The following is a 17,320-nucleotide window of genomic DNA, read 5'->3' as shown; positions in this document are numbered from 1 at the left end:
CGGGTCAGTAGGACTTGGGCAGGCCGAGGCTGTGCTGGCCGACGAAGTTGAGCACCATCTCGCGGCTGACCGGGGCGATCCGGCCCAGGCGCACCGCCGTGACCAGGGTGCCGAGGCCGTATTCGGTGGCGAGGCCGTTGCCGCCGTGGGTCTGCACGGCCTGGTCGGTCGCGCGGATGGCGACCTCGGCGGCGGCGTACTTGGCCATGTTGGCCGACTCCCCCGCGCCGAAGTCGTCACCGGAGTCGTAGAGCGACGCCGCCTTCTGCGTCATCAGCTTCGCCAGCTCCAGCTCGATCTTGATCTCGGCCAGCGGGTGCGCGAGGCCCTGGTGGGAGCCGATCGGGGTGCCCCAGACCTGCCGCTGGTTCGCGTAGCCGACGGCCTTGCTCAACGCATAGCGCGCGATGCCGAGGGAGAACGACGCACCCATGATGCGTTCGGGGTTGAGGCCCGCGAACAGCTGCGCGATGGCCGCGTCCTCTTCGCCGACCAGCGCCTCGGCCGGGAGCTTGACGTCGTCGAGGAACAGCGAGAACTGGTTCTCCGGCGCGATGATGTCCATCGGGATCTTCGTGTACTCGAAGCCGTCGGTGCCGGTCGGCAGGATGAACAGCGCCGGCTTGAGCTTGCCGGTCTTCGAGTCCTCCATGCGCCCGACGACGAGCACCGCGTCGGCCTCGTCGACGCCGGAGATGTAGACCTTGCGTCCACTGAGGACCCAGCCGTCGCCGTCGCGCTTGGCGGTGGTGGTGATCTTGTGCGAGTTCGACCCGGCGTCGGGTTCGGTGATCGCGAAGACCATCCGCTTGCTGCCGTCGGCGATCCCGGGCAGCCACTGCTTCTTCTGCTCGTCGGTGCCGAACCGGGAGATCACCGTGCCGCAGATGGCCGGCGAGACGACCATGAGCAGCAGCGGCGAGCCCGCCGCGGCGAGTTCTTCGAGCACCGCGGCGAGGTCGGCGATGCCCGCGCCCCCGCCGCCGTACTCCTCGGGGATGTTGACGCCGAGGTAGCCCAGCCGGCCGGCCTCGTCCCACAGCTCGTGGGTCTTCTCGTCCGCCCGCGCCTTGCGCGCGTAGTACTCGTGCCCGTACTTGGTGCCCAGTTCGGCGACGGCCTTGCGAAGCGCGATCCGCTCCTCCGGCTCGATGAAGTTCATCGCGTTCATGCTTCTTCTCCTACCACCGCGAGGATCGTGCCCACTTCGACCTGCTGTCCGACCGTCACCGGAAGTTCCGTCACCACGCCGTCGGCGGGGGCGGCGATCCGGTGTTCCATCTTCATCGCCTCGAGCCAGAGCAGCGGATCGCCGGCCTTGACCGGGTCCCCGGCCTGCACGGCCAGCCGGACGACGGTGCCCGGCATCGGCGCCACCAGCGACCCGGCGGCCAGCGCGGCGTCCGGGTCGGCGAACCGCGGCGCCGCCGTCAGCGCGACCGAGCCGAGCGCGGAGTCCACGTAGGACACGCCGTCGTGGCGGGCGACGTCGAAGGTGCGCCGCACTCCGGCGACGTCCAGGACGACCCGGCCGGGTTCGGCGGTGACCAGCTCGGCCTCGAAACCGTCCGCTTTCAGACCGTCCCGCGTCAGCGAATAGACGATCTCGTATTCGCGGTCGGCCACCGTGAAGACCTTGCGCTGCCCGGCCGAGCGGACGTTGCGCCAGCCGCTGGGCAGCCGGCCCTGCGTGGTCGCCGACGCCCGGTTACCCGCCGCATCGGCCAAGGCTGCCGCGAGAGCGGAGAGCCGTTCGGTGTCCACAGTGGCCAGCGGAGCGGCCAGGGTGTCGAGGCCGTGGCGGTCGAAGAACGCCGTATCGGTCTCCCCCGCCAGGAAGGCTTCGTGCCGGAGGATGGTCACCAGCAGGTCGCGGTTGGTGACGACGCCGTGGATCTTCGCCGCCGCCAGTGCCTTCGCGAGCCGCCGGGCCGCTTCGGCGCGGGTCGGCGCCCAGGTGATCACCTTGGCCAGCATCGGGTCGTAGTGCACGCCGACGACGGACCCGCTCTCGAAGCCGGAGTCCAGGCGCAGCCCGGGACCGTGGGTGAACGCACGGTCCACCTCGGGCACGTCCAGGGTGTGCAGGGTGCCGCTCTGCGGCTGCCAGTTCGCGGCCGGGTCTTCGGCGTAGAGCCGGACCTCGATGGAGTGCCCGACGGTCGGCGGCGGGTCGGCGGGCAGCCGTTCCCCTTCCGCGACGCGCAGCTGCAGCGCGACCAGATCCAGCCCCGTGACGTTCTCGGTGACCGGGTGCTCGACCTGCAGCCGGGTGTTCATCTCGAGGAAGTAGAACCGCCCGTCCGGCCCGGCGAGGAACTCGACCGTGCCCGCGCCGACGTAGTCGATCGCCTGGGCGGCCTTGCGCGCGGCGTCGAAGAGCTCCGCACGCATCGCGTCGTCGACGAACGGCGAAGGTGCCTCTTCGACGACCTTCTGGTGACGGCGCTGGATCGAGCACTCCCGCTCGCCCACCGCCCACACCGTGCCGAACCGGTCGGCCATGACCTGGACCTCGATGTGCCGCCCGGTCTCCAGGTACCGCTCGCAGAAGACGGTCGGGTCGCCGAACGCGGACCCCGCCTCGGCGCTCGCGCCTTCCACCGCCTCGGCCAGCTCACCGAGTTCGCGGACCACGCGCATCCCGCGCCCGCCACCCCCGGCGGACGCCTTGACCAGCAACGGCAAGTCGGCTTCGGTCACCGACGCCGGGTCCAGTTCGGACAGCACGGGCACGCCGGCGGCGGCCATCAGCCGCTTCGACTCCACTTTGGAGCCCATGGTCTCGATGGCTTCGGGCGGCGGCCCGACCCAGGTGAGACCCGCGTCGAGCACAGCCCGCGCGAAGGCCGCGTTCTCGGACAGGAAGCCGTAGCCCGGGTGGACGGCGTCGGCGCCGGTGTCGGCCGCGGCCTTGACCAGCAGCTCGGCGCGCAGGTACGTCTCGCTCGGCGCGTTGCCGGGCAGCCGGACGGCCGCGTCGGCTTCGAGGGCGTGCGGGGCGGCGGCATCGGCGTCGGAGAACACGGCGACCGTGCCGATCCCGGCGTCGCGGCAGCTCGAGAAGACGCGGCGGGCGATCTCGCCGCGGTTGGCGACCAGCAGGTTCTGGATCATCGCTCACTCACATCCGGAAGACGCCGAAGCCCTCGGCGCCCTTCACTGGTCCATTGTGGATCGCGGACAGGCTCAGCCCCAGCACGGTGCGGGTGTCGCGCGGGTCGATGATGCCGTCGTCGTAGAGCATGCCGGAGAGGAACATCGGCATCGACTCGGCCTCGATCTGGCCTTCCACCATGGCGCGCATGGCCTTGTCGTGCTCCTCGTTGTACTCCTGGCCGCGGCTTTCGGCGGCCGCGCGGGCCACGATGGACAGCACGCCGGCCAGCTGCGCCGGGCCCATCACCGCGGACTTCGCGCTCGGCCACGCGAACAGGAAGCGGGGATCGTAGGCCCGGCCGCACATCCCGTAGTGCCCGGCGCCGTAGGACGCTCCCATGAGGACGGACAGGTGCGGCACCTTCGAGTTCGACACGGCGTTGATCATCATCGCACCGTGCTTGATGATGCCGCTCTGCTCGTACTCCTTGCCGACCATGTACCCGGTCGTGTTGTGCAGGAACACCAGCGGCGTGTGGATCTGATTCGCCAGCTGGATGAACTGCGCGGCCTTCTGCGACTCCTCGCCGAACAGCACGCCCTGGGCGTTGGCGAGGACGCCGACCGGGTAGCCGTGGATGCTCGCCCAGCCCGTGACCAGCGAAGAGCCGTACAGCGGTTTGAACTCGTCGAAGTCGGAGCCGTCGACGACCCGGGCGATGACCTCGCGCGGGTCGAAGGGCACCTTGAGGTCGGTCGGCACGATGCCGAGCAGGTCCTCGGTGTCGTACAGCGGCTCGGCGTAGTCCGGCTTCGGCGCCGGCCCCTGCTTGGTCCAGTTGAGCCGCTTGACGATGTTCCGCCCGAGCCGGATCGCGTCCTGCTCGTCGACGGCCAGGTAGTCGGCCAGGCCGGACGTCCGCGCGTGCATCTCGGCGCCGCCGAGCGACTCGTCGTCGGACTCCTCGCCGGTCGCCATCTTGACCAGCGGCGGCCCGCCGAGGAACACCTTCGCGCGTTCCTTGACCATCACGACGTAGTCGGACATGCCCGGCAGGTAAGCGCCGCCCGCGGTGGAATTGCCGAAGACGAGCGCGACCGTCGGGCAGCCCGCGGCCGAAGCCCGCGTGATGTCGCGGAAGATCCGGCCGCCCGGGATGAAGATCTCCTTCTGCGTGGGCAGGTCCGCGCCGCCGGACTCGACGAGGTTGATCGACGGCAGCCGGTTCTGCGCGGCGATGTCCGCCGCCCGGAAGGACTTCTTCGTCGTCCAGGGGTTGCTCGCGCCGCCCTTGACCGTCGGGTCGCTGGCCGAGATCAGGCACTCGACGCCTTCGACGACCCCGATGCCGGTGACCAGGCTCGCGCCGACGCGGTAGTCGGTGCCCCACGCGGCCAGCGGCGAGAGCTCCAGGAACGGCGAGTCCTGGTCGAGCAGCAGCTCGATCCGCTCGCGGGCCAGGAGCTTGCCGCGCTTGCGGTGGCGCTCGACGTACTTCTCGCCGCCACCGGCCACGGCCTTGGCCTGTTCGGTGCCGATCTCGGCGAGCTTCTCCAGCATCGCCTCGCGGTTGGCGCCGAACTCGGCGGCCCGCGTGTCCACAGTGGACCTCAAGGTAGTCACGAGGTGTATCCCAATCGCTTCGCGGCCAGGCCGGTGAGGATCTCGTTGGTACCGCCGCCGATGCCGAGGATCCGGACGTCGCGGTAGTGCCGTTCCACCTCGGCCTCGCGCATGTAGCCGAGCCCGCCGTGCAGCTGGACGGCTTCGTTGACCACCCATTCGGCGGCCTCGACGGCGGTGTTCTTGGCGAAACAGGCCTCGGCGATGACCTCTTCGCCCGAGACGTGCCGGATCGCGGCCTGCCGGGTGTAGGTCCGGGCGACGTCGACCTTGCGCGCCATCTCGGTGAGCTTGTGCTGCACGACCTGCCGCGAAACGAGCGGGCGGCCGAACGTCTCGCGCAGCCGGCACCAGTCCAGCGTCAGGTCTAGGGCCCGCTGGGCGTGCGCGTACGCCTGCACGGCCAGCGAAAGCCGCTCGGTGACGAACTGGGTGGCCACCTGCGCGAACCCGCTGTTCTCGGTGCCCACCAGGTTCTCCACCGGCACCCGGACGTCCACGTAGGACAGTTCGGCGGTGTCGGAGCAGAGCCAGCCCATCTTTTCGAGCTTGCGGGACACGGTGAACCCGGGCGTCCCGCGCTCGACGACGATCAGCGACAGCCCGTGCACGCCGTCGCTGCCGGTGCGCACGACCGTCGTGACGAAGTCCGCGCGGCAGCCGGAGGTGATGTAGGTCTTGGCGCCGTTGATGACGTATTCGTCGCCCTCGCGCACGGCGGTGGTCCGGATCCCGGCGACGTCCGACCCGCCGTCCGGCTCGGTGACGGCCAGCGAGCCGATCTTGTCGCCGGCCAGGGTCGGGCGGACCCAGCGTTCGAGCTGCACGGGATCGGCGGCCTCCGCGATGTGCGGGACGGCGATGCCGCAGGTGAACAGCGACGCGAAGAGGCCGCCGGAGCCGCCCGCGTAGTGCATCTCCTCGGCGACGACCAGCGCGTCGAGGTAGTTGCCGTCGCCGCCGCCGATCTCCTCGGGGAAGGCGACGCCGAGCAGGCCCAGCGCACCGGCCTTGCGGTGCAGGTCACGGGGCAGTTCGCCGGCGCGCTCCCAGTCGTCGAGGTGCGGCAGGACCTCCTGCTCGACGAACTTGCGGACGGTCTTGCGCAGCTCGGACCGCTCGGGGGTCCGGAACGGGTCGGTCACAGGAGCACCTCGGGAACGTCGATCTCGCGGGAGCGCAGCCATTCGCCGAACGCCTTGGCCTGCGGGTCGAACCGCGCCTGCGACGCGACCCCCTGCCCGAGGATGCCCTCGACGACGAAGTTCATCGCCCACAGGTTCGGCAGGAGGTAGCGGGTCACGGGCAGGTCGGCGGTCTCGGGCAGCAGCAGCTTGAACTCCGTGACGGTCAGCCGGTGCACGAGCCAGCGCCACGCCGCTTCGGAGCGCACCCAGACCCCGAGGTTGGCGTTGCCGCCCTTGTCCCCGCTGCGGGCCCCGGCGATCGTGCCCAGCGGGACGCGCCGCACCGGTCCGTGGGCCAAGGGCTCGGGCAGCGCGGGCTCGTCCACTTCGGACAGGTCCTGAGTGGACAGCGCGGGCGCGATGTCGACCCGCATCCCGTCCGGCAGCACGGCGACGTGGGGCACCTGGTCCGCGGGCACGTAAGCCGCGGTGTAGACCCCGAAGGGCGAGGCGTCCGAAGGCGGCGCGGTGACGTGGAAGCCCGGGTAGCTGGCCAGCGCCAGCTCGACCGCGGCGCCGGTGAACGCGCGGCCGGCCACCTTCGGGTCGGCGTCCTTCACGGCCACGTGCAGCAGCGCGCTCGCGGTCTGCTCGGTGTCGGCGTCGGCGTGGTCGGTGCGCGCGAGGGTCCAGCGGACGTCGGCGGGCGGCCGGTCCTTCAAGGACGCTTCGAGCTGTTCTCGCACCAGTGCGGCTTTCGCCTCGATGTCGAGTCCGGTGAGGACGAACGTCGTCTCGTTGCGGAACCCGCCCAGGGTGTTCAGCGCGACCTTGAGCGTCGGCGGCGGAGCTTCCCCGCGGACGCCGGAGATGCGCACGCGGTCGGGGCCGTCTTCGGTCAGCGAGAGCTTGTCGAAGCGGGTCGTGACGTCCGGGCCGGCGTACCGCGCGCCGGTGATTTCGTACAGCAGCTGCGCTTTGACCGTCCCGGTGTTCACCACGCCCCCGGTGCCGGGGTGCTTGGTGATGACACTGGTGCCGTCGGCCTCGATCTCGGCGATCGGGAAGCCCGGCACGCCCAGGGTGTGCTCGGTGAAGAAGGCGTAGTTGCCGCCGGTGGCCTGGGCGCCGCATTCGATGACGTGCCCGGCGGCGACCGCGCCGGCGAGGGCGTCGAAGTCGTCGCGGGCCCAGCCGTAGTGCGCGGCGGCCGGGCCGACGATGACGGAGGCGTCGGTGACGCGCCCGGTGACGACGACGTCGGCGCCCGCGTTCAGGCACTCGACGATGCCCCACGCGCCGAGGTAGGCGTTGGCGGTCAGCGGTTTCCCGAGGTCCAGCTCGTCCGCGCGGGCCACCAGGTCATCACCTTCGACGTGCGCGATCCGGACGTCGAGCCCCAGCTTCGCGGCCAGCTCACGCAGGGCGTCCGCGAGCCCGGCGGGGTTGAGCCCGCCGGCGTTGGCGACGATCTTGACGCCCTTTTCCCGCGCCAGGCCGAGGTTTTCCTCCATCTGGCGCAGGAACGTCTTGGCGTAGCCGCGATGGGCGTCCTTCATCCGGTCGCGGCCGAGGATGAGCATGGTCAGCTCGGCCAGGTAGTCGCCGGTGAGGACGTCGAGGGGCCCGCCGGTGAGCATTTCGCGGACCGCGGAGAACCGGTCGCCGTAGAACCCCGACGCGTTGCCGATGCGGTAGGTCATGCGAACTGCCCCGGCTTCCGCCCTTCGCCAGGAGGCCCGGCGAAGGCCTGCGCGATGGTCAGCCACTCTTCGACGCCGGCGCCGTGGGCCACGAGATCGGTGTCGGCCGGGTGCCGCCGCTGCGTGACGACCAGGCAGAAGTCCAGCGCGCTGCCGGTCAGCTTCTGCTCGGCGTCCTCCGGGCCGAACGCCCAGGTCGTGCCGTCGGGCGCGCTCAGTTCGACTCGGAACTCCTCGGCCGGCGGCGCGAGCGAGTGGACCTTGTAGGCGAAGTCGCGGGTGCGGGTGCCGAAGCGGGCGATGTGCCACAGCCGCGCGGTCGGCTCGCGGACCAGCCCGAGCGCGTCGAAGACGTCCTGCCCGTGCGCCCAGGTCTCCATCAGCCGCGCGGTCGCCATCGAGGCGGCGCTCATCGGTGGCCCGTACCAGGGCACCTTCTGCCCTGCCGGCACCGCGGCGAGCGCCTCGGCCAGCGCCGCGCGCCCGGCCCGCCAGTCTTCGAGGACCTCCCGGGGCGGCCGTTCGGCCCCCGCCGCGGCGCCGTCGTCGACGTAGGTCTCCCCCGCCTTGAGCAGCTCCTCGACCTCGGCCTGCCAGTTCTCCGGGTGCGCGGCCGCGATGAGGGCCTTGCGATCGGTCCAGGCCAGGTGCGCGATCTGGTGCGCGACGGTCCACCCCGCCGCCGGGGTCGCCCGCGCCCAGTCCGCCGCCGGCAGGTCCGCCACCACGTCGTCGATCGTCCGTGTCTCCGCGTCGAGATCCCCGAGGATCACGCCGAGATCCGCCATCAGCCGCCTCCTTGCGTCCTGGCGCCCAGCGTCGCACCGGCCGGCGGAAAAATCAAGCACGCCTGATTGTTTCGCCCGGCACGCTGCGGACACACTATTGACATCTTGCCAGTAGCGTCGGGCTGCAATACGTTCGTCGCCATGGCCGACTACGCCGAGATCACCTACGCCGTCGCGGACCGGATCGCGACCGTGACGCTGAACCGCCCCGAAGCGCGCAACGGCTACACGATCCGGATGGCCGACGAGCTCGGTGCGGCGATGGACCGCGCCGACCGCGACGAGGACGTCCGCGTGGTCGTGCTCACCGGCGCCGGCAAGGACTTCTGCGTGGGCGCCGACCTCTCCCAGGGCGGCTTCGACTTCGACCCGTCGACCGGCCCCGACGCGGCGTGGCAGGAGCCCGCCGGCCGGTGCTCGAAGCGGATCTTCACGATGAACAAGCCGGTGATCGCCGCCCTGCACGGCGCCGCGGTCGGCGGCGGCGTCACGATCACGCTGTCGTGCGACTACCGGCTCGCCGCCGAGGACTCGCGCTTCGGCTTCGTGTTCACGCGCCGCGGGATCTACCCCGAAGGCGCGTCCGCGTGGTTCCTCCCCCGGCTCGTCGGCATGGGCACCGCACTCGACTGGATGATCAGCGGCCGGGTGTTCACCGCCGCCGAAGCCCTCGAAAAAGGCCTGGTGCACAAGGTCTTCCCGGCCGGCACCGTGCTCGACGAGGCGTACGCGCTGGCCCGCGAGATCGTCTCGACGACGGCGCCGGTGTCGGTCGCGGTGACCCGTCAGCTGCTCTACCGGATGGCGGGCGCCGAGTCGCCGTTCCCCGTGCACGCACTCGACTCGAAGCTGATCGGCGGGCTCGGCGCGAGCCCCGACGCCGTCGAAGGCGTCATGTCGTTCCTGCAGAAGCGCCCGCCGGAGTTCGGCATGCGCGTCGAGAAAGACCTGCCCCCGTACCTCCCCTGGTTGGACGCATGAGCCTCTACCCGCCGCAGCCCTGGCACCTGACCGCCGACGCGCGCGTCTCGATCTGGCGCGTGCCGCCCGCCGCACTCCCGGCCCTGCCCGCGGGTGCCGAACCGCTGCTGGTCGCCGGGCGGGCGTCGGTGTTCACGGCGTGGATCGACTACACCCCGCCCGGGCAGCTGGCGTACCACGAACTGCTGGCCGCGGTGTCGGTCAAGGCGCGCCGGGTCTCCTGCTCGATCACCGGGATCTGGGTCGACAGCGAAGCCTCGATGGCCGGCGGCCGCGAGCTGTGGGCCATCCCGAAGGGCCTGGCCACCCTGGACTTCACGAGCGGCCCCACCTTCACCGCCACCGCGGCGACGGCCGAGCACTGGATCGCGACGGCGGCCTTCAAGCGCCGCCCCGCGCTGCCGGTCAGGCTGCCGACGTCGTTCGAGGTCGTCCAGGAGCGCGACGGCCTGCTGCGGACCCCGGTGGGCGCGAAGGTCCGCCCGCGCCCGGCGTCGGCGGACTGGAGCTTCAACCCGGACGGCCCGCTCGGCTACCTCGACGGCCGCCGCCCGGTGGCGAGCCTCGAACTTCCTTCTTCGACGTTGCGCTTCGGCGCCTGAACGGCTGCGAAACCTACCCGCGAGACCCCGCGATCGCGCGGTGAAGTGCTTCTCTGGGTGATCACGCAATCCCGTCAGAGTGAACTCGCGACACGCCATCTGGGGGCCCGTGCGGGCAGGCACCCCTACATGTAGTCTCTGAGAACCGGCAGGCCCCAGCGACGGGGAGACCGCTGCGCAAGACCTGCCAAGCAGCCTGGAGAAAGACCTGCGCACGGCCTCGTGAGGCCGTGTGGCGATCCAACGCGCCCAAATTTGGAGACACGCATGTCAGTCGAAACCGGTCAGCGGCCTGCCGCCGCCGACACGCCCACCGCGATCCGGGTCATCCGGCGGGACGGCAGCGTGTCGCCGTTCGACGCCGGGAAGATCTCGGTCGCGCTGACGAAGGCGTTCCTCGCGGTCGAGGGTGGCGACGCCGCCGCGTCCTCCCGCGTGCACCACGTCGTCGCGGAGCTGACCCAGCAGGTGGAGGCCACCCTGCTGCGCCACGCCGGCCCCGAGACCGCCCTGCACATCGAGCAGATCCAGGACATCGTCGAGCTCGCCCTCATGCGCGGCGAGCACCACAAGGTCGCCCGCGCCTACGTCCTCTACCGCGACGAGCGCAGCAAGGCCCGCGAGGCCGCCAAGCCCGCCACCACCGAAGCCGCGCTGAACGTCAAGGGCGCCGACGGCGTCCTGCGCCCGCTCGACTGGGCGCGTGTGTCCCACGTCGTGGGCGAGGCCGTCGCCGGCCTCGAAGACGTCTCCGCCGAGCCGGTGCTGGCCGAGGCCAAGCGCAACCTCTACGACGGCATCAGCGCCGACGAGCTGGCCCTGGCCCAGGTCCTGGCCGCCCGCGTGCTGGTCGAGCAGGAGCCGAACTACTCCTTCGTCTCCGCCCGCCTGCTGCTGGACAAGCTGCGCGGCGAGGCGCTGAGCTACCTGGCGAAGAAGCCGCGCCAGGCCAGCCAGGACGAGATGACGACCGAGTACGCGCCGTACTTCCGCGCCTACCTGCGCCGCGCGGTCGAGCTGGAGCTGGTCGACGCCGAGCTGCTGCGCTTCGACCTGGACAAGATCACCGCCGCGATCCGGCCCGAGCGCGACCTCGACTTCGGCTTCCTCGGCCTGCAGACGCTGTACGACCGGTACTTCCAGCACCACGAGGGCACCCGCTTCGAGCTGCCGCAGGCGTTCTTCATGCGCGTCGCGATGGGCCTGGCCATCCGCGAGGCCGACAAGGAAGCCCGCGCGATCGAGTTCTACGAGCTGCTCTCGAGCTTCCACTTCATGGCGTCCACGCCGACGCTGTTCAACTCGGGCACCACGCGCCCGCAGCTGTCGTCCTGCTTCCTGACCACGGTGGACGACGACCTGGACTCGATCTTCCAGGCGTACAAGAACAACGCGCTGCTGGCGAAGTACTCGGGCGGCCTCGGCAACGACTGGACCCCGGTCCGCGGCCTCGGCGCGCACATCAAGGGCACCAACGGCCAGTCCCAGGGTGTCGTGCCGTTCCTCAAGATCGCCAACGACACCGCCGTCGCGGTCAACCAGGGCGGCAAGCGCAAGGGCGCGGCGTGCGCGTACCTCGAGACGTGGCACGTGGACATCGAGGAGTTCCTCGACCTGCGCAAGAACACCGGTGACGACCGCCGCCGCACCCACGACATGAACACCGCGAACTGGGTGCCCGACGAGTTCCTCCGCCGCGTCGAGGCCAACGCCGAGTGGACGCTGTTCTCGCCGAACGAGACGCCGGACCTGCACGACCTCTACGGCAACGAGTTCGCCGCCCGCTACCGCGAGTACGAGGCGAAGGCCGAGCGCGGCGAGATCAAGGTCTTCCGCAAGATCCGCGCGGTGGAGCTGTGGCGCCGCATGCTGACCATGCTGTTCGAGACCGGTCACCCGTGGATCACGTTCAAGGACCCGTGCAACCTGCGCTCGCCGCAGCAGCACGTCGGCGTCGTGCACTCGTCCAACCTGTGCACCGAGATCACGCTGAACACCAACAGCGAAGAGGTCGCGGTCTGCAACCTCGGCTCGGTGAACCTGCTCAAGCACGTCACCCCGTCCGGTCTGGACACCGAGCGCCTCGAGAAGACCGTGCGCACGGCCGTCCGCATGCTGGACAACGTGATCGACATCAACTTCTACACGATCCCGGAGGCGCGCCGCTCCAACCTGCGCCACCGCCCGGTCGGCCTGGGCATCATGGGCTTCCAGGACGCGCTGTTCGAGATCGGCGTCCCGTTCGCCTCGGACGAGGCCGTGAAGTTCGCCGACGTCTCGATGGAGCACCTGTCCTACTACGCGATCTCGGCGTCGACCGACCTCGCCGAGGAGCGCGGCCAGTACCAGTCGTTCGAGGGATCGCTGTGGAGCAAGGGCATCCTGCCGATCGACTCGCTGCAGCTGCTCATCGACGCGCGCCAGGGTGACGCCCTCGACGTCGACACCTCGTCCACTTTGGACTGGGCGCCGCTGCGCGAGCGCGTCAAGACCGTCGGCATGCGCAACTCCAACGTGATGGCGATCGCGCCGACCGCGACGATCTCCAACATCTCCGGCGTCGGGCAGTCGATCGAGCCGCTGTTCCAGAACCTGTTCGTCAAGTCGAACATGTCCGGCGACTTCACCGTGGTCAACCCGCACCTGGTCCGCTCGCTCAAGCAGCGCGGGCTGTGGGACGAGGTCATGGTGTCGGACCTGAAGTACTTCGACGGCAGCCTCGGCCAGATCGACCGCGTGCCGGACGACCTGAAGGCGTTGTACGCCACGGCGTTCGAGATCGAGTCGAAGTGGATCGTCGACGCCGGTTCGGTGCGCCAGAAGTGGATCGACCAGGCGCAGTCGCTGAACCTTTACATCGCGGCGCCGAGCGGCCGCAAGCTCGACCAGCTGTACCGCTACGCGTGGCACAAGGGCCTCAAGACCACGTACTACCTGCGCGCGCAGTCGGCGACGCACGTGGAGAAGAGCACCCTGCGCGGCACCGACGGCAAGCTGAACGCCGTCTCGGCCACCCCGGCCCCCGCGGCGGCCACCCCGGCCCCCGCCCCGGTCCCGACGCCCGCCCCGGCGCCCAAGCCGGAGCCCGACGTCGACTTCGTCGCCACCGACGGCGCCGCCTGCCGCATCGACGACCCCGACTGCGAATCCTGCCAGTAAGGAACCCGAAGAACATGACCAACGTGGAGACGACGGGCGCCACCGGCCTCGGGGAGATCGAGGTCGGCGCCGCCCGGATCAACGTCGACGACAAGCGCATGATCAACGCGCGCGCCGACGTCAACCAGCTGCTGCCGATGAAGTACACGTGGGCCTGGGAGAAGTACCTGGCCGGCTGCAACAACCACTGGATGCCGACCGAGGTCGCCATGCAGGCGGACATCGCGCTGTGGAAGTCGAAGGACGGCCTCACCGAGGACGAGCGGCAGATGCTCAAGCGCAACCTGGGCTTCTTCGCGACCGCGGAGTCCCTGGTGGCCAACAACATCGTGCTCGCGGTGTACCGCCAGATCACCAACCCCGAGTGCCGCCAGTACCTGCTGCGCCAGGCGTTCGAGGAAGCCGTGCACACGCACACCTTCCAGTACATCTGCGAAAGCCTCGGCCTGGTCGAGGGCGAGCTGTTCAACATGTACCGCGAGGTTCCGTCCATTTCGGACAAGGACGCGTGGGCGCTGAAGTACACGCAGCACCTCGAGGACCCGGACTTCGAGACCGGCACGCCGGAGGCCGACACGGCGTTCCTGCGTGACCTCGTGGCGTTCTACGTGATCTTCGAGGGCATGTGGTTCTACACCGGTTTCGCGCAGATCCTGTCGCTGGGCCGCCGCAACAAGATGGTCGGCATCGCCGAGCAGTACCAGTACATCCTGCGCGACGAGTCGATCCACCTGAACTTCGGCATCGACTGCATCAACCAGATCAAGATCGAGAACCCGCACCTGTGGACCCCCGAGTTCCAGGAAGAGATCCGCGGCATGCTGAAGGAGGCGTGCGAGCTCGAGGTCAAGTACGCCCGCGACACGATGCCGCGCGGCATGCTCGGCCTGTCGGCGCAGCTGTGCGAGCAGTACATGCACTTCATCACCGACCGCCGCGCGCAGCAGATCGGGCTCGCCCCGATCTTCGGTGAGACCGAGAACCCGTTCCCGTGGATGTCCGAGGCGATGGACCTGAAGAAGGAGAAGAACTTCTTCGAGACCCGCGTCATCGAGTACCAGTCGGGCGGCGCTCTCGACTGGGACTGACCTCTCCCGCTAGGCTCGGCCACGCCACTGGTTCCCCCAGGGCGTGGCCGAGCTGCGTCGTGGGGGAGGCAACAGGGAACCCGGTGCGAATCCGGGACTGCCCCGCAGCGGTGAGTGGGAACGAAAGCCGTCATGAAGCACTGAGCGTGAGCTTGGGAAGCGACGGCCGGTAGAACTGCGCAGTGCGCCCACGAGTCCGAAGACCTGCCCGTGGTGCGGACGCCGACGGCGTGCGCGAGTCCGGGCCTCGCGGGATGGGCACGACCGAAACGCTCGCCTTCGCGCGCGTCCGGGCTCTTCGGACTAGCTCGCGAGGAGAGAGCTGTGACCATCGGCACCACTGTGCTCGGCTACCCCCGGATCGGCCCGGACCGGGAGCTCAAACGCGCCCTCGAGCGCTACTGGGCGGGCGGGATCGACGCGGCCGCGTTGCTCGCCACCGGCCGGGACCTGCGCGAACGCACCTGGCGCGAACTGCGCGACGCCGGGCTGGACTCGATCCCGTCCAACACGTTCTCGCACTACGACCACGTGCTCGACACCGCCGAACTGTTCGGTGCGCTGCCCGCCCGGCCGGGGCTTTCGCCGCTCGACACCTACTTCGCCGCGGCGCGGGGTGTGCAGGACGCGCCGGCACTGGAAATGACGAAGTGGTTCGACACGAACTACCACTACCTCGTCCCCGAACTGGGCCCGGACACCGAGTTCACGCTCGCCGGCACCAAACCCCTCGACGAGTACTGGGAGGCCCGCGCCCTCGGGATCGAGACGCGGCCGGTGCTCGTCGGCCCGGTCACGTTCCTGCTGCTGAGCAAGGGAACCGGCGGGTTCGCCCCGCTGGAACTGCTCGACGCGCTGCTCCCCCGCTACGCCGACCTGCTCGCGAAGCTGCACGACGAGGGCGCGGAGTGGGTCCAGCTCGACGAACCCGCGTTCGCCGCCGACCGCACCGAGGCCGAGCTGAACGCGCTGATCCGCGCGTACCACTGGCTCGGGAAGGCGACGGCCCGGCCGAAGCTGCTGGTGGCCGGCTACTTCGGCGGACTGGGCCGCGGGCTCGGCGTGCTGGCCCGCGCGCCCATCGACGCGCTGGCCGTCGACCTCGTCAGCGATGAGTCCTTTGTGGACACTGTCGCGGCCGAGCCCGCGTTGCGGGACAAGGAGGTCGTGGCCGGGGTCGTCGACGGGCGCAACGTCTGGCGGACCGACCCGCACCGGGCGCTGAGCAAGGCCGCGACGCTGCTCGGCGTCGCGAAGTCCGTGAGCGTCTCGACGTCGTGCTCGCTGCTGCACGTGCCCTACGACGTCTCGCGCGAAGACCTGCACCCGCGGCTGAAGAGCTGGCTCGCGTTCGCGCGGCAGAAGGTCGACGAGGTCGTGCTGCTCGGGCGCGCGCTGCGGGGCGGCTCGCCGGACCTGGCCGCGGCGCGGGCGGCGGTCGCGGACCGGGCTTCGGCGGCCGAGCTGGCCGATCCGGGCGTCCGGGCCCGGCTGGCCGCGCTCGAGGAGGACGTCCGGGCGCCTTACGAGCAGCGCGCCGCCGCCCAGCAGGCCGCGCTCGGGCTGCCGCCGCTGCCGACCACGACGATCGGCTCGTTCCCGCAGACCGCCGAGGTGCGCCGGGCGCGGGCGGCGCACCGGGCCGGGACGCTCGACGACGCCGGTTACGACGCCGCGATGCGCCGCGAAGTCGAGCGGGTCGTCCGGCTGCAGGAGGAGCTCGGGCTGGACGTGCTGGTGCACGGCGAGCCGGAGCGCAACGACATGGTGCAGTACTTCGCCGAGCAGCTGGGCGGGTTCGCCGCGACGGCGCACGGCTGGGTGCAGTCGTACGGCTCGCGCTGCGTCCGCCCGCCGATCCTCTACGGCGACGTCTCGCGGCCGGCGCCGATGACCGTGGCGTGGGCCCGGTACGCGCAGGGCCTGACGCGCAAGCCGGTCAAGGGGATGCTGACCGGCCCGGTGACGATCCTGGCGTGGTCGTTCGTCCGCGACGACCAGCCACTGGCCGAGACCGCAAGGCAAGTGGCGCTGGCGATCCGCGACGAGGTCCGCGACCTGGAGGCGGCGGGCATCCGGATCGTCCAGGTCGACGAGCCGGCGCTGCGGGAACTGCTGCCGCTGCGGCGTTCCGCGCACGCGGAGTACTTCGGGTGGGCGGTTTCGGCGTTCCGGCTGGCGACGTCGGGGATCGCGGACACGACCCAGATCCACACGCACATGTGCTATTCGGAGTTCGGCGAGGTCCTCCCGGCGATCGACGCGCTGGACGCGGACGTCACGTCGATCGAGGCGGCCCGCTCGAAGATGGAGGTGCTGGCCGACCTCGCCACGGCCGGCTTCGCCCGCGGCGTGGGCCCGGGGGTGTACGACATCCACTCGCCGCGGGTGCCACCGGTGTCCGAGGTGGCGGAGTCGCTGCGGACGGCGGTGGGCGCGGTGCCGGCTTCGCGGGTGTGGGTGAACCCGGACTGCGGCCTGAAGACACGCGGCTACGCGGAGGTGGAACCGGCCCTGCGCAACCTGGTCACCGCGGCGGCGGAGGTGCGGGCGGAGCTGGCGTGACGGGCTGCGCCCCCCGGTCTCCAGTTTAGCCGCGGGGTCCGACAGTTCCCGGTGCCGGAAGCCGTGGATGCCACCTTGGGGAACTTCGGGTTCCTCAAGGTGGCCTTCACCGCTTTCGGCCCACGGAACCCAGGCCGCGGCGGTCGGCGCCTGCTCGGCGGCGGTCCGAGCCCGTCTGGAGGACCGCGGCTGAGCCGTCCGATCTGGCCCCCGGCCGCGACCACACAAGACTCGGCCGCCGCACGCGGCTGAGCCAGCCACCCGAGACGGCCGCGCTCGACCAGGCCTTGCGCGGGCGTCGCCGAACCAGTGCCCAGAGGTCCGGAGCCGCCTGGAAGACCGCGGCCGACTTCGAGTTCCTCAAGGTGGCATCCACCGCCTTCGGCCCACGGAACCCAGGCCGCGGCGGTCGGCGCCTGCTCGGCGGCGGTCCGAGCCCGGCTGGAGGACCGCGGCCGAGCCGTCCGATCTGGCCCCCGGCCGCGACCACACAAGACTCGGCCGCCGCACGCGGCTGAGCCAGCCACCCGAGACGGCCGCGCTCGACCAGGCCTTGCGCGGGCGTCGCCGAACCAGTGCCCAGA

At 70.8% G+C, this 17,320-nt stretch carries 11 protein-coding genes and 1 riboswitch; of the genes, 5 read left to right on the top strand and 6 right to left on the bottom strand.

The window, feature by feature from the left end:
- Window positions 1-4: 4 nt before the first annotated feature.
- Genes ACLJQM_RS36365 through ACLJQM_RS36340 form a run of 6 tightly spaced genes read right to left on the bottom strand, consistent with a single transcriptional unit; the run spans window position 5 to window position 8,341 of the window.
- Entirely contained in the window at window positions 5-1,171 is a 1,167-nt protein-coding gene (locus ACLJQM_RS36365) for an acyl-CoA dehydrogenase family protein (protein WP_247011386.1), read from the bottom strand.
- Entirely contained in the window at window positions 1,168-3,117 is a 1,950-nt protein-coding gene (locus ACLJQM_RS36360) for an acetyl/propionyl/methylcrotonyl-CoA carboxylase subunit alpha (RefSeq protein WP_410634848.1), read from the bottom strand. Before ACLJQM_RS36360 ends, ACLJQM_RS36365 begins: the two co-directional genes overlap by 4 nt.
- Window positions 3,118-3,124: 7 nt before the next feature.
- Window positions 3,125-4,723, bottom strand: a complete 1,599-nt coding sequence (locus ACLJQM_RS36355; RefSeq protein WP_410634846.1) for an acyl-CoA carboxylase subunit beta — start codon at window positions 4,721-4,723, stop codon at window positions 3,125-3,127.
- Window positions 4,720-5,868, bottom strand: coding sequence for an acyl-CoA dehydrogenase family protein (locus tag ACLJQM_RS36350; RefSeq protein WP_410634845.1), 1,149 nt, complete (start codon window positions 5,866-5,868; stop codon window positions 4,720-4,722). The genes ACLJQM_RS36355 and ACLJQM_RS36350 overlap by 4 nt, the downstream gene beginning before the upstream one ends.
- On the bottom strand, window positions 5,865-7,553 hold the full coding sequence (locus tag ACLJQM_RS36345) for an acyclic terpene utilization AtuA family protein (RefSeq protein ID WP_410634843.1): 1,689 nt from the start codon (window positions 7,551-7,553) through the stop codon (window positions 5,865-5,867). The genes ACLJQM_RS36350 and ACLJQM_RS36345 overlap by 4 nt, the downstream gene beginning before the upstream one ends.
- A complete protein-coding gene (locus ACLJQM_RS36340) occupies window positions 7,550-8,341 on the bottom strand; it encodes a TIGR03084 family metal-binding protein (protein ID WP_360773175.1) in 792 nt (263 codons plus the stop codon). The genes ACLJQM_RS36345 and ACLJQM_RS36340 overlap by 4 nt, the downstream gene beginning before the upstream one ends.
- Window positions 8,342-8,482: 141 nt before the next feature.
- Here ACLJQM_RS36340 and ACLJQM_RS36335 point away from each other — a divergent pair, with 141 nt between their 5' ends.
- From ACLJQM_RS36335 to metE, 5 genes are all read left to right on the top strand, one after another.
- Window positions 8,483-9,322 carry an enoyl-CoA hydratase-related protein gene (locus ACLJQM_RS36335; protein ID WP_360773178.1) on the top strand — a complete coding sequence of 280 codons (840 nt, stop codon included), beginning with the start codon at window positions 8,483-8,485 and terminating at the stop codon, window positions 9,320-9,322.
- Entirely contained in the window at window positions 9,319-9,924 is a 606-nt protein-coding gene (locus ACLJQM_RS36330) for an acetoacetate decarboxylase family protein (protein WP_247011399.1), read from the top strand. Before ACLJQM_RS36335 ends, ACLJQM_RS36330 begins: the two co-directional genes overlap by 4 nt.
- Window positions 9,925-10,191: 267 nt before the next feature.
- Window positions 10,192-13,083, top strand: coding sequence for a ribonucleoside-diphosphate reductase subunit alpha (locus ACLJQM_RS36325; RefSeq protein WP_410634842.1), 2,892 nt, complete (start codon window positions 10,192-10,194; stop codon window positions 13,081-13,083).
- 14 nt (window positions 13,084-13,097) lie between these two features.
- Window positions 13,098-14,171, top strand: a complete 1,074-nt coding sequence (locus ACLJQM_RS36320) for a ribonucleotide-diphosphate reductase subunit beta (RefSeq protein WP_247011401.1) — start codon at window positions 13,098-13,100, stop codon at window positions 14,169-14,171.
- Between the two features lie 11 nt (window positions 14,172-14,182).
- A riboswitch (cobalamin riboswitch) is annotated at window positions 14,183-14,398 on the top strand.
- 97 nt (window positions 14,399-14,495) lie between these two features.
- Complete coding sequence (gene metE / locus ACLJQM_RS36315; RefSeq protein WP_410634840.1) at window positions 14,496-16,736, top strand: 5-methyltetrahydropteroyltriglutamate--homocysteine S-methyltransferase; 2,241 nt, start codon at window positions 14,496-14,498, stop codon at window positions 16,734-16,736.
- The last annotated feature ends 584 nt before the right edge of the window (window positions 16,737-17,320 follow it).

It is taken from the genome of Amycolatopsis sp. cmx-4-83 (assembly GCF_046548815.1).
Taxonomy (GTDB): domain Bacteria; phylum Actinomycetota; class Actinomycetes; order Mycobacteriales; family Pseudonocardiaceae; genus Amycolatopsis; species Amycolatopsis pretoriensis_A.
This window is presented reverse-complemented; position numbering and strand designations above follow the sequence as displayed.

Bases quoted from the DNA above. Each gene is read 5' to 3' on its own strand.
- ACLJQM_RS36365 (WP_247011386.1), bottom strand. From the start codon at position 1,171: ATGAACGCGATGAACTTCATCGAGCCGGAGGAGCGGATCGCGCTTCGC.
- ACLJQM_RS36360 (WP_410634848.1), bottom strand. From the start codon at position 3,117: ATGATCCAGAACCTGCTGGTCGCCAACCGCGGCGAGATCGCCCGCCGC.
- ACLJQM_RS36345 (WP_410634843.1), bottom strand. From the start codon at position 7,553: ATGACCTACCGCATCGGCAACGCGTCGGGGTTCTACGGCGACCGGTTC.
- ACLJQM_RS36340 (WP_360773175.1), bottom strand. From the start codon at position 8,341: ATGGCGGATCTCGGCGTGATCCTCGGGGATCTCGACGCGGAGACACGG.
- ACLJQM_RS36335 (WP_360773178.1), top strand. From the start codon at position 8,483: ATGGCCGACTACGCCGAGATCACCTACGCCGTCGCGGACCGGATCGCG.
- ACLJQM_RS36330 (WP_247011399.1), top strand. From the start codon at position 9,319: ATGAGCCTCTACCCGCCGCAGCCCTGGCACCTGACCGCCGACGCGCGC.
- ACLJQM_RS36325 (WP_410634842.1), top strand. From the start codon at position 10,192: ATGTCAGTCGAAACCGGTCAGCGGCCTGCCGCCGCCGACACGCCCACC.
- ACLJQM_RS36320 (WP_247011401.1), top strand. From the start codon at position 13,098: ATGACCAACGTGGAGACGACGGGCGCCACCGGCCTCGGGGAGATCGAG.